At 65.8% G+C, this 17,563-nt stretch carries 15 protein-coding genes and 2 tRNA genes; 7 read left to right on the forward strand and 10 right to left on the reverse strand.

What is annotated here, in order from left to right:
• Positions 1-175: 175 nt before the first annotated feature.
• Positions 176-1,171, reverse strand: coding sequence for an NAD(P)H-dependent glycerol-3-phosphate dehydrogenase (locus tag GFY24_RS26985; RefSeq protein ID WP_153807882.1), 996 nt, complete (start codon positions 1,169-1,171; stop codon positions 176-178).
• A gap of 266 nt (positions 1,172-1,437) precedes the next feature.
• Between GFY24_RS26985 and cofC the strand changes: the two genes are divergently transcribed.
• The 3 genes from cofC to GFY24_RS27000 all read left to right on the forward strand — a co-directional run bounded on the left by cofC (position 1,438) and on the right by GFY24_RS27000 (position 5,329).
• Positions 1,438-2,127, forward strand: coding sequence for a 2-phospho-L-lactate guanylyltransferase (gene cofC / locus GFY24_RS26990; RefSeq protein ID WP_153807883.1), 690 nt, complete (start codon positions 1,438-1,440; stop codon positions 2,125-2,127).
• Between the two features lie 62 nt (positions 2,128-2,189).
• Positions 2,190-4,379: an RNA degradosome polyphosphate kinase gene (locus GFY24_RS26995; protein ID WP_153807884.1), complete on the forward strand. Its 2,190-nt coding sequence runs from the start codon at positions 2,190-2,192 to the stop codon at positions 4,377-4,379.
• Positions 4,376-5,329, forward strand: a complete 954-nt coding sequence (locus GFY24_RS27000) for an NUDIX hydrolase (protein WP_309231382.1) — start codon at positions 4,376-4,378, stop codon at positions 5,327-5,329. The genes GFY24_RS26995 and GFY24_RS27000 overlap by 4 nt, the downstream gene beginning before the upstream one ends.
• Before the next feature lie 172 nt (positions 5,330-5,501).
• Here GFY24_RS27000 and GFY24_RS27005 read toward each other — a convergent pair whose 3' ends face one another.
• From GFY24_RS27005 to leuC, 3 genes are all read right to left on the reverse strand, one after another.
• Positions 5,502-6,137: an HU family DNA-binding protein gene (locus GFY24_RS27005; protein WP_153807885.1), complete on the reverse strand. Its 636-nt coding sequence runs from the start codon at positions 6,135-6,137 to the stop codon at positions 5,502-5,504.
• A 156-nt stretch (positions 6,138-6,293) separates the two neighbouring features.
• Positions 6,294-6,902 carry a 3-isopropylmalate dehydratase small subunit gene (leuD, locus tag GFY24_RS27010; RefSeq protein WP_153807886.1) on the reverse strand — a complete coding sequence of 203 codons (609 nt, stop codon included), beginning with the start codon at positions 6,900-6,902 and terminating at the stop codon, positions 6,294-6,296.
• A 55-nt stretch (positions 6,903-6,957) separates the two neighbouring features.
• Positions 6,958-8,382, reverse strand: a complete 1,425-nt coding sequence (gene leuC / locus GFY24_RS27015) for a 3-isopropylmalate dehydratase large subunit (protein ID WP_153807887.1) — start codon at positions 8,380-8,382, stop codon at positions 6,958-6,960.
• Between the two features lie 128 nt (positions 8,383-8,510).
• Here leuC and GFY24_RS27020 point away from each other — a divergent pair, with 128 nt between their 5' ends.
• On the forward strand, positions 8,511-9,212 hold the full coding sequence (locus GFY24_RS27020) for an IclR family transcriptional regulator (RefSeq protein ID WP_153807888.1): 702 nt from the start codon (positions 8,511-8,513) through the stop codon (positions 9,210-9,212).
• Positions 9,213-9,454: 242 nt separating this feature from the next.
• Entirely contained in the window at positions 9,455-9,955 is a 501-nt protein-coding gene (locus GFY24_RS27025; RefSeq protein WP_153807889.1) for a PPOX class F420-dependent oxidoreductase, read from the forward strand.
• Positions 9,956-10,015: 60 nt separating this feature from the next.
• Here the strand turns inward: GFY24_RS27025 and GFY24_RS27030 are convergent.
• The 4 genes from GFY24_RS27030 to GFY24_RS27045 form a co-directional block, all read right to left on the reverse strand.
• Positions 10,016-10,088, reverse strand: a tRNA-Glu gene (locus tag GFY24_RS27030).
• 72 nt (positions 10,089-10,160) lie between these two features.
• Positions 10,161-10,235, reverse strand: a tRNA-Gln gene (locus GFY24_RS27035).
• Between the two features lie 165 nt (positions 10,236-10,400).
• Positions 10,401-11,870: a glutamate--tRNA ligase gene (gene gltX / locus GFY24_RS27040; RefSeq protein WP_153807890.1), complete on the reverse strand. Its 1,470-nt coding sequence runs from the start codon at positions 11,868-11,870 to the stop codon at positions 10,401-10,403.
• 13 nt (positions 11,871-11,883) lie between these two features.
• Positions 11,884-12,657 (reverse strand): fumarylacetoacetate hydrolase family protein, encoded by a 774-nt coding sequence (locus GFY24_RS27045; RefSeq protein ID WP_153807891.1) that lies wholly within the window; start codon positions 12,655-12,657, stop codon positions 11,884-11,886.
• Between the two features lie 326 nt (positions 12,658-12,983).
• On the opposite strand from GFY24_RS27045, the gene GFY24_RS27050 reads away from it, so the two are divergent.
• The gene (locus GFY24_RS27050; RefSeq protein ID WP_153807892.1) at positions 12,984-14,162 is read left to right on the forward strand and encodes an MFS transporter; all 1,179 of its coding nucleotides are present in this window, start codon (positions 12,984-12,986) and stop codon (positions 14,160-14,162) included.
• 257 nt (positions 14,163-14,419) lie between these two features.
• Here GFY24_RS27050 and GFY24_RS27055 read toward each other — a convergent pair whose 3' ends face one another.
• Positions 14,420-15,427, reverse strand: coding sequence for a 3-isopropylmalate dehydrogenase (locus tag GFY24_RS27055; protein WP_153807893.1), 1,008 nt, complete (start codon positions 15,425-15,427; stop codon positions 14,420-14,422).
• Between the two features lie 131 nt (positions 15,428-15,558).
• Here GFY24_RS27055 and GFY24_RS27060 point away from each other — a divergent pair, with 131 nt between their 5' ends.
• Positions 15,559-15,795 (forward strand): hypothetical protein, encoded by a 237-nt coding sequence (locus GFY24_RS27060; protein ID WP_153807894.1) that lies wholly within the window; start codon positions 15,559-15,561, stop codon positions 15,793-15,795.
• An 82-nt stretch (positions 15,796-15,877) separates the two neighbouring features.
• Here GFY24_RS27060 and serA read toward each other — a convergent pair whose 3' ends face one another.
• Positions 15,878-17,476, reverse strand: coding sequence for a phosphoglycerate dehydrogenase (gene serA / locus GFY24_RS27065; RefSeq protein WP_309231383.1), 1,599 nt, complete (start codon positions 17,474-17,476; stop codon positions 15,878-15,880).
• Positions 17,477-17,563 lie beyond the last annotated feature (87 nt).

Below are 17,563 nucleotides of genomic sequence, written 5' to 3' on the forward strand. Positions count from 1 at the left end.
ACTCGGTTACGCGGTCACTCCCATCGCACGGCACCGCTGCCCGCCCGAGTCGGGGCCGGGCCGGCCGCCGCTCGGTCCCGCGCCGCAATCGCACCATCTCCGGGTACGGCCCGCCCGCCCCGCGGCAATCGCCCGCCGCCCGGTCGGCGCGGCGGTCATCGACCTTGCGCCACAATCATTCCGACTTGAGCCGGCGCCCCAGCAATTGCCCCACCGCGTCGGCGGTGGGCAGCCCCTCATGGCAGACCTGATGCATGGCATTGGTCAACGGCATCTCCACCCCGTGCGCCGCGGCCAGTGCCCGCACCGATGTGCAGGACTTCACACCCTCGGCGACCTGGCCATGAGTGGCCAGCTGCGCGGATTCGATGGTGCCGCCCGCCCCGAGCGCATGCCCGAACGAACGATTGCGCGACAGCGGTGAAGTGCAGGTGGCGACCAGATCGCCGACCCCGGCGAGCCCGGCCAGCGTCACCGGTTCCGCGCCGACGGCCACCCCGAGCCGAATGATCTCCGCGAGCCCGCGCGTGATGAGACTGGCAATCGAGTTGTCGCCCAACCCCATTCCGGAGGCGATACCGCAGGCAAGCGCGATCACATTCTTGCAGGCACCACCGATTTCACAGCCGATCACATCGCTGTTGGTGTACGGCCGGAAGTATCCGGTGGCGCTCGCGTGCTGCACCGCCTCGGCGCGCGCGGTATCGGTGCAGGCGACCACGGTCGCGGTCGGCTGCCGCGCGGCGACCTCGTGCGCCAGGTTCGGACCCGACAGCACCGCGACCCGACTCGGATCCGCGCCACTGACTTCGGAGATCACCTGACTCATCCGCAGCAGCGTCCCGGTCTCGATGCCCTTGGCCAGACTCAGCAGCGTGGCTTCGCCCGGAATATCGGGCTGCCACTCCGTGAGATTCGCGCGCAGCGACTGCGACGGCACCGCCAGCACCACAATGTCCGCGCCCTGCAAAGCGATCCGATGATCATCGGTCGCGGCGATCGGCGGCAGCGTGACATCCGGTAGATACCAGGGATTCCGATGCTCGGTGGCCAGCGCTTTCGCCACCTCTGCCCGCCGAGCCCACATGGTGACCTCGGTTCCCGCCTCCGCCAACACCTTCGCGAACGCAGTCCCCCAAGACCCCGCTCCCAACACCGCTGCCCTAGCCATCTGCCCAATATATGCGCGCCCCGAAACCACCGCGCCGAGCATCGCAAAGCGGATACTCCAGACGCGGGAATGTCGCCGCCCCCCGTTTGTGTCACCGCCGCAATCGTGTCGCGCGGGAAACGCGCGGTGCGGGTGCGTGGAGCAGCGTGGCTGGGCACTCTGGAAGAGCACCACCGGATCGGGAAGCCAGACCGGCGAGTATGGGTTGTCGTCATGCGTGGGCGGGTGCTCATCCAGCCGTCACCAAAGAGTGGGAGGATTCGGGCATGCGGTCGACCGTGCACGCCGTGATCGCGGTGAAGAATCTCGAGCTGGCGAAGAGCCGGCTCGCTGATCGGCTGCGACCGCAGGACCGGCCGAGATTGGTGCTGGCCATGCTCACCGATACCGTCAGCGCCGCGGTGGCCACAACCGGTATCGCCTCGGTGACCGTGGTGACGCCGGACCCGACGGTGAGCGATCTGGTGCGTGGCCTCGGCGCGCGCGTACAACCCGAGCCGGAGGTTCCCGGCGGCCTCAATGCCGCGCTGGCGGCCGGGGCCGCGGCGATCCGGGGTGCGCATGGTCCCGTCGATCTGCTTGCCCTGCAAGCCGATCTGCCCGCCCTGCGCGCGCAGGAATTGACCGACATGCTGACCGTCGCCGGGCATCGGCGTTCGGTGGTGGCCGATCACGAGGGCAGCGGCACCGTCGCCCTGCTGCTGCGTGATCCGGCCGCGGCGCTGAACCCCATGTTCGGCCCGGACTCGGCCCGCAGGCATATCGCGGCGGGTGCGGTGGAGTTGCTCGGGGACTGGCCCGGATTGCGCCAGGACGTCGATACCGCAGCAGATCTCGACCGCGCCGCAGATCTCGGTGTCGGGATTGCCACCGGCACGCTACTCGATGAAATCGGCGTGTCGCGGGCGTGTCAGGCAGCGGAACAAGTCCATCGGGCCGGTTCCTCACTGTGCTGACCGGGCGTGATATGCGCTGCAATGGACGGTGTCAGAGCGGCACCCCGCACACGACATAAGGAATGATCGTGAGAGTGAGCGATACGGATACCGTCAAGCAACCGCCGCTACTACCCGCGGCCCCGCCCGCGGCAACCCCACCGCCCACGGCCGCGACTGCCACACGTTTGCCGGCCGACCGCTACCTGAACCGAGAACTCAGCTGGCTCGATTTCAATGCCCGGGTACTCGCGCTCGCGGAAGATACCTCGCAGCCGCTTCTCGAACGAGCTAAATTCCTGGCCATTTTCGCGTCCAATCTCGACGAGTTCTATATGGTCCGCGTCGCCGGTTTGAAGCGCCGCGCCGAGACCGGACTGTCGGTGCGCTCCGCCGACGGACTCTCCCCCACCGAACAGCTGGAGATGATCGCGGCCCGCACCCAGGATCTGGCGGCCCGCCACGCCCGGGCCTTCCTGGACCAGGTGCTGCCCGCGCTGACCGCCGAGAACATCGCCATCACCCGCTGGGCGGACCTGGACGACGGCGAAAAGCAGCGCCTCTCCGGGTATTTCCAGGATCAGGTCTTCCCGGTGCTGACCCCGCTCGCGGTGGATCCCGCGCACCCGTTCCCATACATCAGCGGGCTGAGCCTGAACCTCGCTGTGACGGTGAAGGATTCGGTAACCGGCGGCGAGCACTTCGCGCGCGTCAAGGTGCCCGACAATGTGGATCGCTTTGTGCGCGTGCGCCGTTCGCCGCGCGAATCCGGCGCGGCACAGTCCGCGACCCTGGCACCTTTCCTGCCGATGGAAGAACTGATCGCCGCGCATCTGGATCAGCTCTTCCCGGGAATGGAAGTGGTGGAACATCATTCGTTCCGCATCACCCGTAACGCCGATCTCGAGGTCGAGGAGGATCGCGACGAGGACCTGCTGCAGGCCCTGGAGCGCGAGCTCGCCCGCCGCCGCTTCGGCTCCCCGGTGCGCCTCGAGGTCTCGGACGATATGACCGAGCACATGCTGGATCTGCTACTGCGCGAACTGGATGTGGATCCGGGCGATGTCATCCAGGTCCCCGGCCTGCTCGACCTGTCCTGCCTGTGGCAGGTGTACGGCGTGGACCGGCCCAACCTCAAGGACGCCCCGTACGTGCCCGCCACCCCGCCCGCCTTCGGCGAACGGGAAACGCCCCGAAACGTTTTCGCGGCCCTGCGCGAGGGCGACGTGCTGGTGCACCACCCCTACGACTCCTTCTCCACTAGCGTGCAGCGCTTCATCGAACAGGCCGCCGCCGACCCGCAGGTGCTCGCGATCAAGCAGACGCTGTACCGCACCTCCGGCGACTCCCCCATCGTGAATGCCCTCATCGACGCCGCCGAGGCCGGTAAGCAGGTCGTCGCGCTGGTCGAGATCAAGGCCCGCTTCGACGAGCAGGCCAACATCAAATGGGCTCGCGCACTGGAACAAGCGGGCGTGCACGTGGTCTACGGCCTGGTCGGGCTGAAGACACACTGCAAGACCTGCCTGGTGGTGCGCCGCGAGGGCGCGACCATCCGCCGCTACTGCCATATCGGCACCGGTAACTACAATCCCAAGACCGCGCGCCTGTACGAGGATGTCGGATTGCTCACTGCCGCACCGGAGATCGGCGCGGACCTGACCGACCTGTTCAACTCGCTCACCGGATACTCCCGAAAAGCGAGCTACCGCAACCTACTCGTCGCCCCCAGCGGTGTACGGCAGGGAATTGTGGAGCGCATCGAGCGCGAGGTGGAGCTGGCCGCGCAGGGCGAACCGGCGCGAATCCGCTTGAAGGCCAACGCTCTGGTCGACGAGCAGATCATCGACGCGCTGTACCGGGCCTCCCAAGCCGGGGTTCCCGTGCAGATCGTCGTACGCGGTATCTGCGGCCTGCGCCCGGGTGTCCCGGGTATGAGCGAGAACATCGAGGTGCGCTCGATTCTCGGCCGCTACCTGGAACATTCGCGCGTCCTGCACTTCCAGGCCCAGGATCAATACTGGATCGGCAGCGCCGACATGATGCACCGCAATCTGGACCGGCGCGTGGAAGTGCTGGCGCAGGTGAAGGATCCGAAGCTGGCCCAGCAGTTGGGCGGGGTCTTCGACTCCGCGCTCGACCCCACCACCCGCTGCTGGGTGCTGGCAGCGGACGGCAGCTGGGTGGCCCAGCCCGATCCGGATGTCGCCGGTGAAGAAATCCGCGACCATCAGGACTACCTCATGCGACTGCGACGTCCGGATCGCCCGTGACACCGACGAATTCCCCCACCGCCGAATTTCCCGACCCCAGGGTCACCGCCAACATTCCGGCCGCGGGGGCGGTGCTGTGGCGTTACGCGGCCGATGGGGCGGTGGAAATCGCCCTCGTACACCGACTCAAGTACGACGACTGGTCCCTGCCCAAGGGCAAACTCGATCCCGGCGAGACCCCGGTGATCGCCGCGGTGCGAGAAGTGGCCGAGGAGACCGGAATCCGTTCCCGGCTCGGCCGCTACCTCGGGCACGTCACCTATCCGGTGACCGGGCATCGCAAGATCAAGCGCGTGGACTATTGGGCCGCACAGGTTCTCGACGGCGCGTTCGAGGAGAACGCGGAAGTCGATGTGCTCCAGTGGCATCGGGTCGACGGGCTGATGGATGCGTTGTCCTACCCCATGGATCGCCATATCGTGCGCAATTTCCTTCGGCTGCCGCCGGATACGACGACCATGCTGCTGGTGCGGCACGCCAAAGCCGGTCGGCGCGACCGTTTCTCGGGTCACGATGATGATCGTCCTCTCGAAAAGTCCGGTCGCACACAGGCTGCCGCGTTGGTGCCCAATCTGCTCGCCTTCGGTGCGAGCGAAATCCATTCCGCCCCACCGCTGCGTTGTGTGGACACCATGGCCCCGCTCGCCGAAAACCTGGGCGTGGACATCGAACTGGAGCCGCAGTTCTCCGAAACCGGTTATGCCGCTACGCCGGACGCCGCGCGGAAACGCATTCGCGATCTTGTTTCCGAACACACGGTGCCGGTGATCTGCAGTCAGGGCAAGGTGATTCCGGATCTGCTGGAGTGGTGGGCGGCCAAGGATGGCATCACCCTGCCCGCCGCGCGTAACCGCAAGGGCAGTGTCTGGGTGCTCTCGGTGCACCAGGGTCGACTGGTCGCGGCCAATCATCTGGATCGGGCATTGAACCCGACCGACATTCCGCGCTAGGGGATTTCGAGCCGCCGGAAGATTTGCCTCTAGAGATTTACGGCAATTACCCGGCGGCCGAACCATTTCCGGCCTCTGACGGGCCGAATACAACGAAACGGCCCGGCGGATGCCGGGCCGTTTCATGTCATGCTGCGCCGAAAACCCGTCTGCGACGGGCTGTTCGAGCCCGTCAGCGACGGGCGGTGCGCTTCGCCGCGGTCTTCTTCGCGGCGGTCTTCTTGGCCGGAGCCTTCTTGGCGGCGGCCTTCTTGACCACGGCGGCCTTGACGGCAGCCTTCTTGGCCGGAGCCTTCTTCGCAGCCTTGGCCGGGGTCTTCTTGGCGGCAGCCTTGGTGGCCGTCTTCTTGGCGGTGGCCTTCTTGGCCGGAGCCTTGGTGGCAGCCTTCTTGGCCGTCGTCTTGGCCGGTGCCTTGGTGGCGGCCTTCTTGGCGATCTTCTTGGCAGCAGCCTTCTTCGCACCGGCCGGCTTACCCGACACCGGAGCAGCCACACCACGTTTCACGGCCGGGCCGCTCGCGGTGATCTTCTGCTTGCCGGCGATGATCGCCTTGAACTGTGCACCGGGACGGAAGGCAGGCACCGAAGTCGGCTTCACCTTGACGGTTTCACCGGTACGCGGGTTACGAGCAACGCGCGCTGCGCGCTTACGCTGTTCGAAGACACCGAATCCCGTGATGGTGACGCTCTGACCTTTGTTCACAGCACGCACGATCGTATCTACCATCTGCTCAACTGCAGCAGTAGCGGTGCGCCTGTCAGTACCCAACTTCTCGGTCAGAACATCGATCAGTTCCGCCTTGTTCATTGAATCCTCCGCAGACTAATGGCCCGTCGTCGGACCGACTAGGTACCACGGTAAACCTTCTTTGAGCAAGAGTCTATCTGCCACACCCATTTTGATGAGAGATGGCACACGACCAGCTACCTCGTTTGGGGGCGTTCAGCTAACGCCCCCCAATGATTACGTCTGCGAAATACGGGCCGGAATGGTGGTGGGTTTCCAAGTCGGCCTTGCGTTTTCGAACTGGCCGATCTGGTCACTGTGCCGCAGAGTCAGCCCGATGTCGTCCAGACCTTCCAGCAGACGCCACCGTGTGTAGTCGTCAATATCGAACGGCAACACGACCGTTCCGGCCGTGACGGTGCGCGCCTCGAGGTCCGTAGCCAATTCCAAACCGGGCTGTTCCTCGAGCAACTTCCAGAGCAATTCCACATCGCTCTGCGCCATCCGAGCCGTCAGAAGCCCGTCCTTACCGGCGTTTCCGCGAAAGATGTCCGCGAAGCGCGAGGAGATCACGACGCGGAACCCGTAGTCTTTCAGCGCCCAAACCGCATGCTCGCGTGAGGAACCGGTACCGAAATCCGGACCGGCGACCAGCACACTGCCGCGGTTGTAGGGCTCGGCGTTCAGAATGAAGTTCGGATCCGTTCGCCATGCCGCGAAGAGTCCATCCTCGAAACCCGTTCGGGTAACGCGCTTCAGGTAGACGGCGGGGATGATCTGATCGGTGTCGACGTTGGATCGGCGGAACGGAACACCGATCCCCTTGTGGACCTTGAAGGCTTCCATCGTGATTCTCCTGATGTCTGTGAGAGCAGCGGATTACGGGCTGGGACAGCCGAAATCAGTTGAGATCCGCCGGTGAGGACAGGGTTCCGCGCACCGCCGTAGCCGCCGCGACCAGCGGCGAGACCAGGTGCGTACGACCGCCCTTGCCCTGTCGCCCTTCGAAGTTCCGGTTCGAGGTGGAGGCGCAACGCTGACCGGGCGAAAGCTGATCCGGGTTCATTCCCAGGCACATCGAGCAGCCCGCCTGCCGCCATTCCGCGCCCGCCGCGGTGAAAATCTCGCCCAGCCCTTCGTTTTCCGCCTGCAGCCGCACCCGCATGGAACCGGGAACGATCAGCATGCGCACGCTCTCGGCGACCTTGCGGCCCTTCAGAACATCGGCCACAGCGCGCAAATCCTCGATACGGCCATTGGTGCATGAGCCGACGAAAACGGTGTCGACGGTGACATCGCGCAATGGCGTACCCGGCTTCAGGTCCATGTATTGCAAGGCCTTTTCGGCCGCCTGACGCTCGTTCTCATCGACGATCTGCTCCGGGTCGGGGATCGAGTCGCCCAGCGGCAGACCCTGTCCCGGGTTGGTACCCCAGGTCACGAAGGGGGTCAGCGCGGAGCCGTCGATATGCACCTCGGCGTCGAAAGTCGCGCCCTCATCGGTCTTCAGCGCGTCCCAGGCGGCAACGGCCGCATCCCAATCCGCGCCCTCCGGAGCGTGCGGACGGCCCTTCAGGAACTCGTAGGTGATCGCGTCGGGCGCGACCATTCCCGCCCGCGCACCGGCCTCGATCGACATGTTGCACATGGTCATCCGGGCTTCCATGGACATCGAGCGCACGGCCTCGCCGCGGTACTCCAGCACATAGCCCTGGCCGCCGCCGGTGCCGATCTGCGCGATCACCGCCAGGATGACGTCCTTGGAGGTGACGCCGTCGGGCAGCGTGCCGTCGATATTGATGGCCATGGTCCGGAACGGGCGCAGCGACAAAGTCTGCGTTGCCAGAACGTGTTCCACTTCGCTGGTGCCGATACCCATTGCGAGCGCGCCGAACGCGCCGTGCGTGGAGGTGTGCGAATCACCGCAGACGACGGTGGTGCCCGGCTGGGTCAGACCCAGCTGCGGACCAACCACGTGCACGATGCCCTGATCGAGATCGCCCATGGGGTGCAGGCGGATACCGAATTCCTCGCAGTTCTTGCGCAGGGTGTCGACCTGCAACCGGGAAATGGGATCGGCGATCGGCTTGTCGATATCGATCGTCGGGACATTGTGGTCCTCGGTCGCGATGGTGAGATCCGGACGGCGCACCGGCCGACCGGCCGCGCGCAGACCGTCGAACGCCTGCGGGCTGGTGACCTCGTGCACCAGATGCAGATCGATGTAGATGAGGTCGGGCTCGCGGTTCGCGCCTTCACCTTCGCCTTGGACGACGACGTGCTGGTCCCAGACCTTCTCCGCCAGAGTGCGTGGCCGCTCGGCCATATCTCCATCACCTCTCGATAGGACATACCCCGCGCCCGGGCTGTTGACGCGGGGAGAGCCTCGCCGGTCCGGGTGGACCCGGTGCCGGGATTTGCAATTCCCAACATGCGAGACGCTAATATCGTTCTATGAGACAGCATAGCGGTATCGGTGTTCTGGACAAAGCCATGGCGGTCCTGCACGCCGTAGCCGAGCAACCCTGCGGCCTCAATGAGTTGTGCACCCGCACCGGCCTGCCCCGCGCCACCGCGCATCGCCTGGCCGTGGGCCTCGAGACGCATCGCATGCTGGCCCGCGACAGCCAGGGCCTGTGGCGTCCGGGGCCCGCGCTCTCGGAGCTGGCTACCACCGCGAGCGATCCGCTGCTCGATGCCGCCGCCGGCATTCTGCCGCGCCTGCGCGAGATCACCGGGGAGAGCGTGCAGCTCTACCGCCGGGACGGAAACGCGCGCGTCTGCGTCGCCTCGATGGAGCCCGCGTCCGGACTGCGGGACACCGTACCGGTCGGCGCGCGCATGCCGATGACCGCCGGCTCCGCCGCGAAAGTACTGCTGGCCTGGGCCGATCCGGAATTGCAGCGAACCGTGCTGCCGGAGGCCGTATTCGGCGAGCGCGCGCTGGCCGAGGTGCGCAGGCGGGGCTGGGCGCAGAGTGCGGCCGAGCGGGCGGCGGGGGTGGCGAGTGTGTCCGCGCCCGTACGCGATACGGGGGGCACGGTGATCGCGGCCGTCTCGGTCTCCGGACCCATCGATCGGATGGGACGGCGGCCGGGTGCGCGCTGGGCCGCCGATCTCGTGGCGGCCGCGGACGCCCTGCACAAACGGCTCTGACGGGCCCGCACAGCCATTTTCACGCCCCCGCCGGGAATCCGGTGGGGGCGGCGGTGTTTTCGGGCCACACGGGCCCATCCCGCCCCACGCGTACCGACCGGTCGCCCTCGGCTGCGGCGTACCCCCATCCCGCCCAGCGGTATTCGCACTTGCCACTCCCCCGCGTTCGCACCGCGCCCCGGCGTTCCCGCACTTCACAGCCGGTGTGACCCGGCTCATACGGCGTAAATTACAGTCGGCTGATGGGAGTTAATCAACGCGCTCAGATCACGATGTCCGAGCAGGAGATCGCGGATTTCATGCGGCGCAGCCGAATCGCCAATCTCGCCACCCTCGGCGCAACGGGCAACCCGCACCTGACCGCCATGTGGTACGCGCTGATCAACGGCGAAATCTGGTTCGAGACCAAGGCGAAATCGCAGAAGGCGGTGAACCTGCGCCGCGATCCGCGGGTGACCGTACTGCTCGAGGCCGGCGACACCTACGACCAGCTGCGCGGGGTCTCCATCGAGGGCCGCGCGGAGATCGTCGATGACGCCGACGCCCTGTTCCAGGTGGGAATCAGCGTGTGGGAGCGGTACACCGGGCCCTACAGCGAAGAGATGAAGCCGTTCGTGGAGCAGATGCTGAACAAGCGCATCGCGATTCGGATCGTGCCCGAGCGGGTGCGCAGCTGGGATCACCGCAAACTGGGATTGCCCGCCATGCCGCTCGGCGGCAGCACGCTCATCGAACAGGATTGAGAAGTAACTCCACGAAAAGCAAAGGCCCCCAGCCGATTGGCTGAGGGCCTTGACTTTTTGTAGTCCCGACGGGATTTGAACCCGCGCTACCGCCTTGAGAGGGCGGCGTCCTAGGCCGCTAGACGACGGGACCAAGGATTGCTGGTGACTTGTTCGGTGGTAGACCACCGAATCTCCAACATTTCAGAGAGCCGTGAAGCTCTCTTGGCTGGGGTACCAGGACTCGAACCTAGAATGGCTGTACCAGAAACAGCTGTGTTGCCAATTACACCATACCCCAATGACCCGGGCATTCGGCCTGCCCCCTGGGGGGCTTCTCGACCGCTTTGCGAGCCGAGAAGAGATTAGCAGGCCGATACCGGGGTTATACAAATCGGCTGGTCAGAGGCCACTTTTCGGCCACTTTCCGACCCTGGTCAGCGGACGGACACCGCCGCCAACGCCATTAGGCCGGGACCGCCGCCAACGCGCTGCGCAACCGGTCCATGGAAATCTGACGGCCCAGCAACTCCATCGACTCGTACAGCGGCGGACTGATGTGCGATCCGGTGACCGCCACCCGCACGGGCGTGAACGCCTTACGCGGCTTGAGACCCAACTCGTCGATGAGCGCCGTCTTGAGCGCCGCCTCGAGCGCGGCCGCCGTCCATTCCGAAATGCTATCCAGCGCCGTCACGGACGCCTGCAATACCGGAGCGGCGTCGGAACCGAGATTCTTTTCCTTCGCCGCCGGGTCGATCGAGAAATCTTCGGCGGGAACGAACAAGAACTTCAAGAGGCCCCATGCATCACCCAGAACCACGATGCGGGTCTGCACCAAATCTGCGGCTGTTGCGAAGAGCTTCTCGTCGATCTCCGCACCGATATGACCGAGTTCGGTGAGGTACTCACGGAGCCGGTGAGCGAAATCACCCGACTCCAGCAACCGAATATGTTCGGCGTTCAGGGCGTCGGCCTTCTTCTGGTCGAAACGGGCCGGATTCGAATTAACTTTCGATATATCGAACGCCGCCACCATCTCCGCCATGGAGAAGACGTCATGATCATCGGCGATGCTCCAGCCGAGCAGTGCCAGATAATTCAGCAAACCCTCGGGAATGAAGCCCCGATCGCGATGATGGAAGAGATTCGACTCCGGATCCCGCTTGGAGAGCTTCTTGTTCCCCTGCCCCATCACGAACGGCAGATGCCCGAACTCCGGGGTGCGCTCGGCGACGCCGATACGAATCATCGACTCATAGAGCGCGAGCTGCCGGGGCGTGGAAGACAAAAGATCCTCGCCGCGCAAAACGTGGGTGATCTTCATCATCGCGTCGTCGACGGGATTGACCAGCGTATAGAGCGGATCGCCATTACCGCGGGTGAGCGCGAAGTCCGGCACCACACCGGCGCGGAAGGTGGTCTCACCGCGCACCAGGTCGACCCAGGTGAGGTCGCGGTCGGGCATGCGCAGCCGGATCACCGCGGGGCGGCCCTCGGCCTTGTAGGCGGCGATCTGCTCGTCCGTCAGGTCGCGGTCGAAGTTGTCGTAGCCGAGCTTGGGATCGCGGCCGGCGGCCTTGTGCCGGGCCTCGACTTCCTCTGGGGTGGAGAAGGATTCGTAGGCCTCCCCCGCCGCCAATAGCCGCGCCACGACATCGAGATGAATGTCACGGCGCTGCGACTGCCGGTACGGGCCGTAGTCGCCGCCGACCTCCGGGCCCTCGTCCCAGGTGAGGCCGAGCCAGCGCAGCGCGTCCAGGATCGCCCGGTAGGACTCCTCGGAATCCCGTGCGGCATCGGTGTCTTCGATACGGAAGACGAATTTGCCGCCGGTGTGGCGGGCGTAGGCCCAGTTGAACAGCGCGGTGCGGACCAGGCCGACATGCGGTGTGCCGGTGGGGGACGGGCAGAATCGGACCCGAACGTCTGTCATATCTCTCTCTCGATCAGCGTTTGGCGGCAACAGGATTGGTGAGGGTGCCGATGCCTTCGACGGTCACCGACACGCTCTGACCGGCTTGCAGCGGACCCACACCCGCGGGGGTGCCGGTGAGGATGACATCGCCGGGGAGCAGCGTCATCACGGTGGTGATCCACTCGATCATCTTCGGAATATCGTGCAGCAGAAGTGAAGTGCGGCTGCTCTGCTTCTGTTCGCCGTCGAGTTCGGTGGAGATCGCCAGATCCGAAGGGTCCAGCGAGGTCTCGATCCACGGGCCGAGCGGGCAGAAGGTGTCATAGCCCTTGCCGCGGGTCCACTGACCGTCGTGCCGCTGTTGATCACGCGCGGTGACGTCATTGGCGACGGTGTAGCCCAGGATCACCTGATACGCCTGTGCGGCGGGCACATCCTTGCAGGGGCGGCCGATGACGATGGCCAGCTCGCCCTCGTAATCCACCTGAGAGGAGCTGGGCGGCAACATAATCGGCACATTCGGGCCGATGATGGAGGTGTTCGGCTTCATGAAGATGACCGGGTCGGCCGGCGCGGGACCGCCCATTTCGGCGGCGTGGTCGGCGTAGTTCTTACCGATACAGATCACCTTGCTGGCCAGAATCGGGGCCAGCAGGCGCACATCCGCGAGCGGCCAGCTGCGGCCGGTGAACGTCGGGGTGCCGAACGGGTGTTCGGCGATTTCGCGGGCGACGGCGTCGCCGCCGTCTCCCTCGATGCTTACGAAAGCGACCCCATCTGGGCTGGCAACTCGACCTAGGCGCATGTTTCGCATCCTATCGACCGGCTTCCACCTGCCCTAATGCGCCCGACCACCCGGCGCGGGCGCGATCGCGCGGTGCGACCGGCAGTCGCGCGGACACCTCGGTGACGGGGTGCGGCATGCCTGCCCGCATCGGGTCGCCGGAAATGTGGAAAGCCCTTGTACGCAAGACAACTCGATGTCCCGATGATCCTACGCGGACCATGGTTTCCGGTGTGAGCAAATCGACAGCTTGCCCCGGAAATGGTTGGCCGCACCGGGTGTACCGTAGGTTTCGATTTTCATACAGTAAGACGTGAGTTCCACATAGTGAGATACGAGGTGCTGCCATGACCACCGTGACCCAGATCAGATCGGCCCGACGGTGGAGCATGCTGGCCCTCGGAGTCTTCGCACAGAGCTCCAGCGCGGTCTTCGTACACGGCACCCCGTTCCTGCTGCCCGCCCTGACCGAGCGCGGAATGTCGCTGGCCACGGCCGGTCTACTGGTCTCCATGCCCACCATCGGACTGGTGTGCACGCTGATCGCGTGGGGCTATGTGGTGGACCGGATCGGTGAGCACAAGGTGCTGGTGGCCGGTCCCGCGCTGATGTTGATCGCCGGCGTCGCCGCGGCCACCGTTACCGACTATGTAGCGCTGGGAGTGCTGCTGTTCCTGGGCGGAATGGGCGCGGCGAGTACCAACGGCGCCAGCGGACGGGTCATCGTGGGCTGGTTCCCGCCCGATAAACGCGGTCTGGCCATGGGAATTCGGCAAACCGCGCAGCCGCTGGGTGTCGGTATCGGCGCACTGAGTATTCCGGCCGTCGCTGCGGCACATGGCTTCTCGACCGCCATCCTGGTGCCCGCGCTGATGGCGGGCGCGGCCGCGATCGCCTGTCTGTTCGGCATTGTCGACCCGCCCCGGCCCGAATCCGCCGGGGACACAGCGCGTCCCGTGAATCCGTATCGCGGCGATTCCACCCTGTGGCGCATTCACGCCGTCTCGGTGCTGCTGTGTATCCCCCAGGCGACGCTGTGGACCTTCGCACTGCTGTGGCTGCATCGCGATGTCGGCTGGTCGCTGGCGGCGGCCGGCGTGCTGGTGACGATCACCCAAATCCTGGGCGCGGGAGGACGAATCGGCGCGGGCGTCTGGTCGGACCGGGTGGCGAGCCGGTTGGCGCCGCTGCGCACGGTGGCCGTCGCGGCGGCAATCGCCATGGCCGCCTTGGCCTTCGCGGCCTGGGCGCAGTGGTGGTGGGCAGCGATTCCGATCGCCATCGCGGCCTCGGTCATCACCGTCACCGACAATGGGCTGGCCTTCACCGCGGTCGCGGAGATCGCCGGACCGTACTGGTCCGGACGCGGGCTGGGTATTCAGAACACCGGGCAGAATCTGGCCATCGCGGCGGTCGCTCCGGGGTTCGGGGCGTTGATCACCGCGGCGGGATTTCCGGTCACCTACGCGCTGGCGGCGGTCGTCGCGGCGGTCGCAGTCCCGTTGGTACCCAGGGCTTCCCGATGATCTCGGGTAGGCCGTGCTGATCTCCGGCAAACCCGGAAGAGCTGCGCCCGTTACGTTTTCGCATCCGAATGCATGAATGCGATATGTCTCACTACCCCACCAGGTTTCGATTCGAACCCAGTTGAAACGCCGCGAAACGGATCCTACTCGCCGGTAATCACCTGTGCGACTCGGGAATTCGGGCCCAGAGCCCAACGGAACCGAAACGGCCCCGCACCCGAGAACCGGGAGCGGGGCCGTGCTACGTTCGCGTCGGATCAGACGGCGGCGGCGATCCGGTCGCCGACCTCGACGGTGGAGGCCGGGGCGGTACGCGACGCCAGATCCTTGGCCACGGCGGCCTCGATGCGGGCGGCGGCCTCGGCATTGCCGAGATGATTCAGCAGCAGCGACACCGACAGGATCGCGGCGGTCGGATCGGCCTTGGACTGGCCCGCGATATCGGGGGCGCTGCCGTGCACGGGCTCGAACATCGACGGGTTCGTACCGGAGGCATCGATATTGCCCGAGGCGGCCAGGCCGATACCACCGGAGACGGCGGCGGCCAGATCGGTGATGATATCGCCGAACAGGTTGTCGGTGACGATCACATCGAAGCGGCCCGGATCGGTGACCATATGAATGGTCGCGGCGTCGATGTGCTGGTACGCGGTTTCGATGTCCGGGTACTCGGCGGCGACCTCGGCGACCGTGCGGGTCCACAGCGAACCGGCGAACGCCAGCACATTGTTCTTGTGCACCAGGGTCAGATGCTTGCGACGGGTGCGCGCCTTCTCGAAGGCGTAGCGCACCACGCGCTCCACACCGAAACGGGTATTGGTGGAGACCTCGGTCGCCACCTCGTGCGGGGTGTTGACGCGGATCGCGCCACCGGTGCCGGTGTACGGACCCTCGGTGCCCTCGCGCACGACCACGAAGTCGATATCCGGATTACCGGCGAGCGGGCTGGTGACCCCCTCGTACAGCCGCGACGGACGCAGATTCACATGGTGATCGAGCTCGAACCGGGTACGCAGCAGCAGTCCGCGCTCGAGCACCCCGCTCTGCACCGACGGATCACCGATCGCGCCCAGCAGAATCGCGTCATGCTGCTTCAGCTCCGGAATCACATTGTCCGGCAGGATCTCACCGGTCGCATGGAACCGCTTGGCGCCCAGGTCGTATTCGGTCTTCTCCACACCGGGGACCACCACATCGAGCACCTTGAGGGCTTCGGCGATGACCTCGGGACCGATTCCGTCGCCCGGGATGACAGCGAGTTTCATGAAAACAATGCTCCGATCGGATTAGTGCGCCCGTGAACAACGGCCACCATAGCGGGCGCCCTCCACACCCCTGTCACCAGGGCGAACCGCTCCCACAGACTGGGACGGGCCGAGATATGTAGCGTCGTGGCATGTTGACGAATAACAGACTCGAGTACAAGCTGGATCGCCTCGAACGCAAGCTCGATCTGATCATCGAGCATCTCGGAATTTCCGACCCGAGCACGACCTTCGACTACAGCGTGGTCGACGAATTTCTGAGTCAGGGCAAGAACATTCAGGCGATCAAGGCATACCGCGATCTCGATCCGCTGGCCGATCTGAGAACGGCCAAGGAGGCGGTCGACGCCCGGGACCGCGCGCGCTAGCGCCGGATACGCGCCGAGCCTCTATCCATTTGATGGAAGAGGCTCGGCGGCAATTGTTTTCAGGCAGTACTGCCCGGCGATCTCAGTCGAGGTTGACCTGGGCGACCTTAGCGGCGCCGACGGCTTCGGCGATGGCGGTCTGGACGTCGGCGGGGACGTCCTGGTTGACGCGGAGGATGACGGTGGCGCCCTCGACGTCGAGGTCCTGGGTCAGCTGGGCGGCGAGGATGTCGATGCCCGCGTCGCCGAGCTTGGTGGCCAGGCGGCCGAGCTGGCCCGGCTTGTCCTCGTAGTTGAGGACGGCCAGGTTGAGGCCCTCGGCACGCATGTCGTAGTTACGGCCGTTGATGTTGACGATCTTCTGCACCAGCGCGGGCTCGGTGAGGGTGCCCGCCACGTTCAGGGTGCTGCCGTCGCCGAATACGGCGCGCAGGTCGACGAGGCTGCGGTGGGTGGGGCTCTCCGACACCGTGGTGACGGTGGCCTCGAGGCCGCGATCCTTGGCCAGCGACGGGGCGTTGACGAAGGTCACCGAATCCTCGATGAGGGCGGAGAAGACGCCGCGCAGAGCCGAAAGCTCCAGCACCGCAACATCACTCGCGGACAGCTCACCGCGGACCTGGACCTCCAGGCTGACCGGCAGCTCGGAGGCGAGGGCACCCAGCAGCGCGCCCTGCTTGCGAACGATCTCCAGCCACGGGGCGACCTCGTCGGAAACCGTTCCGCCGGTGACGTTTACGGCACCGGGGACGAACTCACCGGCGAGGGCCAGCTTGACCGACTTGGCGACATCGGTGCCCGCGCGGTCCTGCGCCTCGGCGGTGGAGGCACCCAGGTGCGGGGTCACCACGACCTGCGGCAGCGCGAAAAGCGGGCTGTCCGTGCAGGGTTCGGTCTCGAACACGTCGAGACCGGCGGCGCGCACATGGCCGGAGTTGATGGCATCGGCCAGGGCCTGCTCATCGATCAGACCGCCACGAGCGGCATTGACGATGATGACGCCCTTCTTGGTCTTGGCGAGAGTCTCGGCATTGAGCATGCCCTTGGTCTCAGGGGTCTTGGGCAGGTGGATGGAGATGAAATCGGCGGCGGCGAGCACCTCGTCCAGGGACATCAGTTCGATGCCGAGCTGGGCGGCGCGGGCCGGCGAGGTGTAGGGGTCGTACGCGATGATTTTGGTCTCGAAGGCGGCGAGGCGCTGCGCGAACAGCTGGCCGATGCGGCCCAGGCCGATGACGCCGACGGTCTTGCCGAGGATCTCGACACCGTTGAACTTGCTGCGCTGCCAGGTGCGCTCGCGCAGCGTGGCATCGGCGGCCGGGATCTGGCGCGCGGCCGAAAGCAGCAGCGTGACAGCGTGTTCGGCGGCGGTGTGGATATTCGAGGTGGGCGCGTTGACGACCATGACGCCCCGCTCGGTGGCGGCCGGCACATCGACATTGTCGAGGCCGACGCCCGCGCGGGCGACGATCTTCAGATTCTTGCCGGCCTCGAGCACCTCGGCGTCGACGGTGGTCGCGGAACGGACCAGCAGTGCGTCGGCCTCGGGCACGGCGGCGAGTAGCTCGGGCCGGTTGGGGCCGTCGACCCAGCGAACCTCGACGGCGTCACCGAGTGCGTCGACGGTCGACTGGGCGAGCTTGTCGGCGATCAGAACTACAGGACGGCCTGCTTGGCTCACTGTGGGGTACTCCTGCGGGAAGGGATCCGGGATTTACGGGCGCTAGCTTAGTGGGCCAGATTTGATCTCGGCTTACCGCCCGGTGGA

The sequence above is a fragment of the Nocardia sp. SYP-A9097 genome (assembly GCF_009649815.1).
Classification (GTDB): domain Bacteria; phylum Actinomycetota; class Actinomycetes; order Mycobacteriales; family Mycobacteriaceae; genus Nocardia.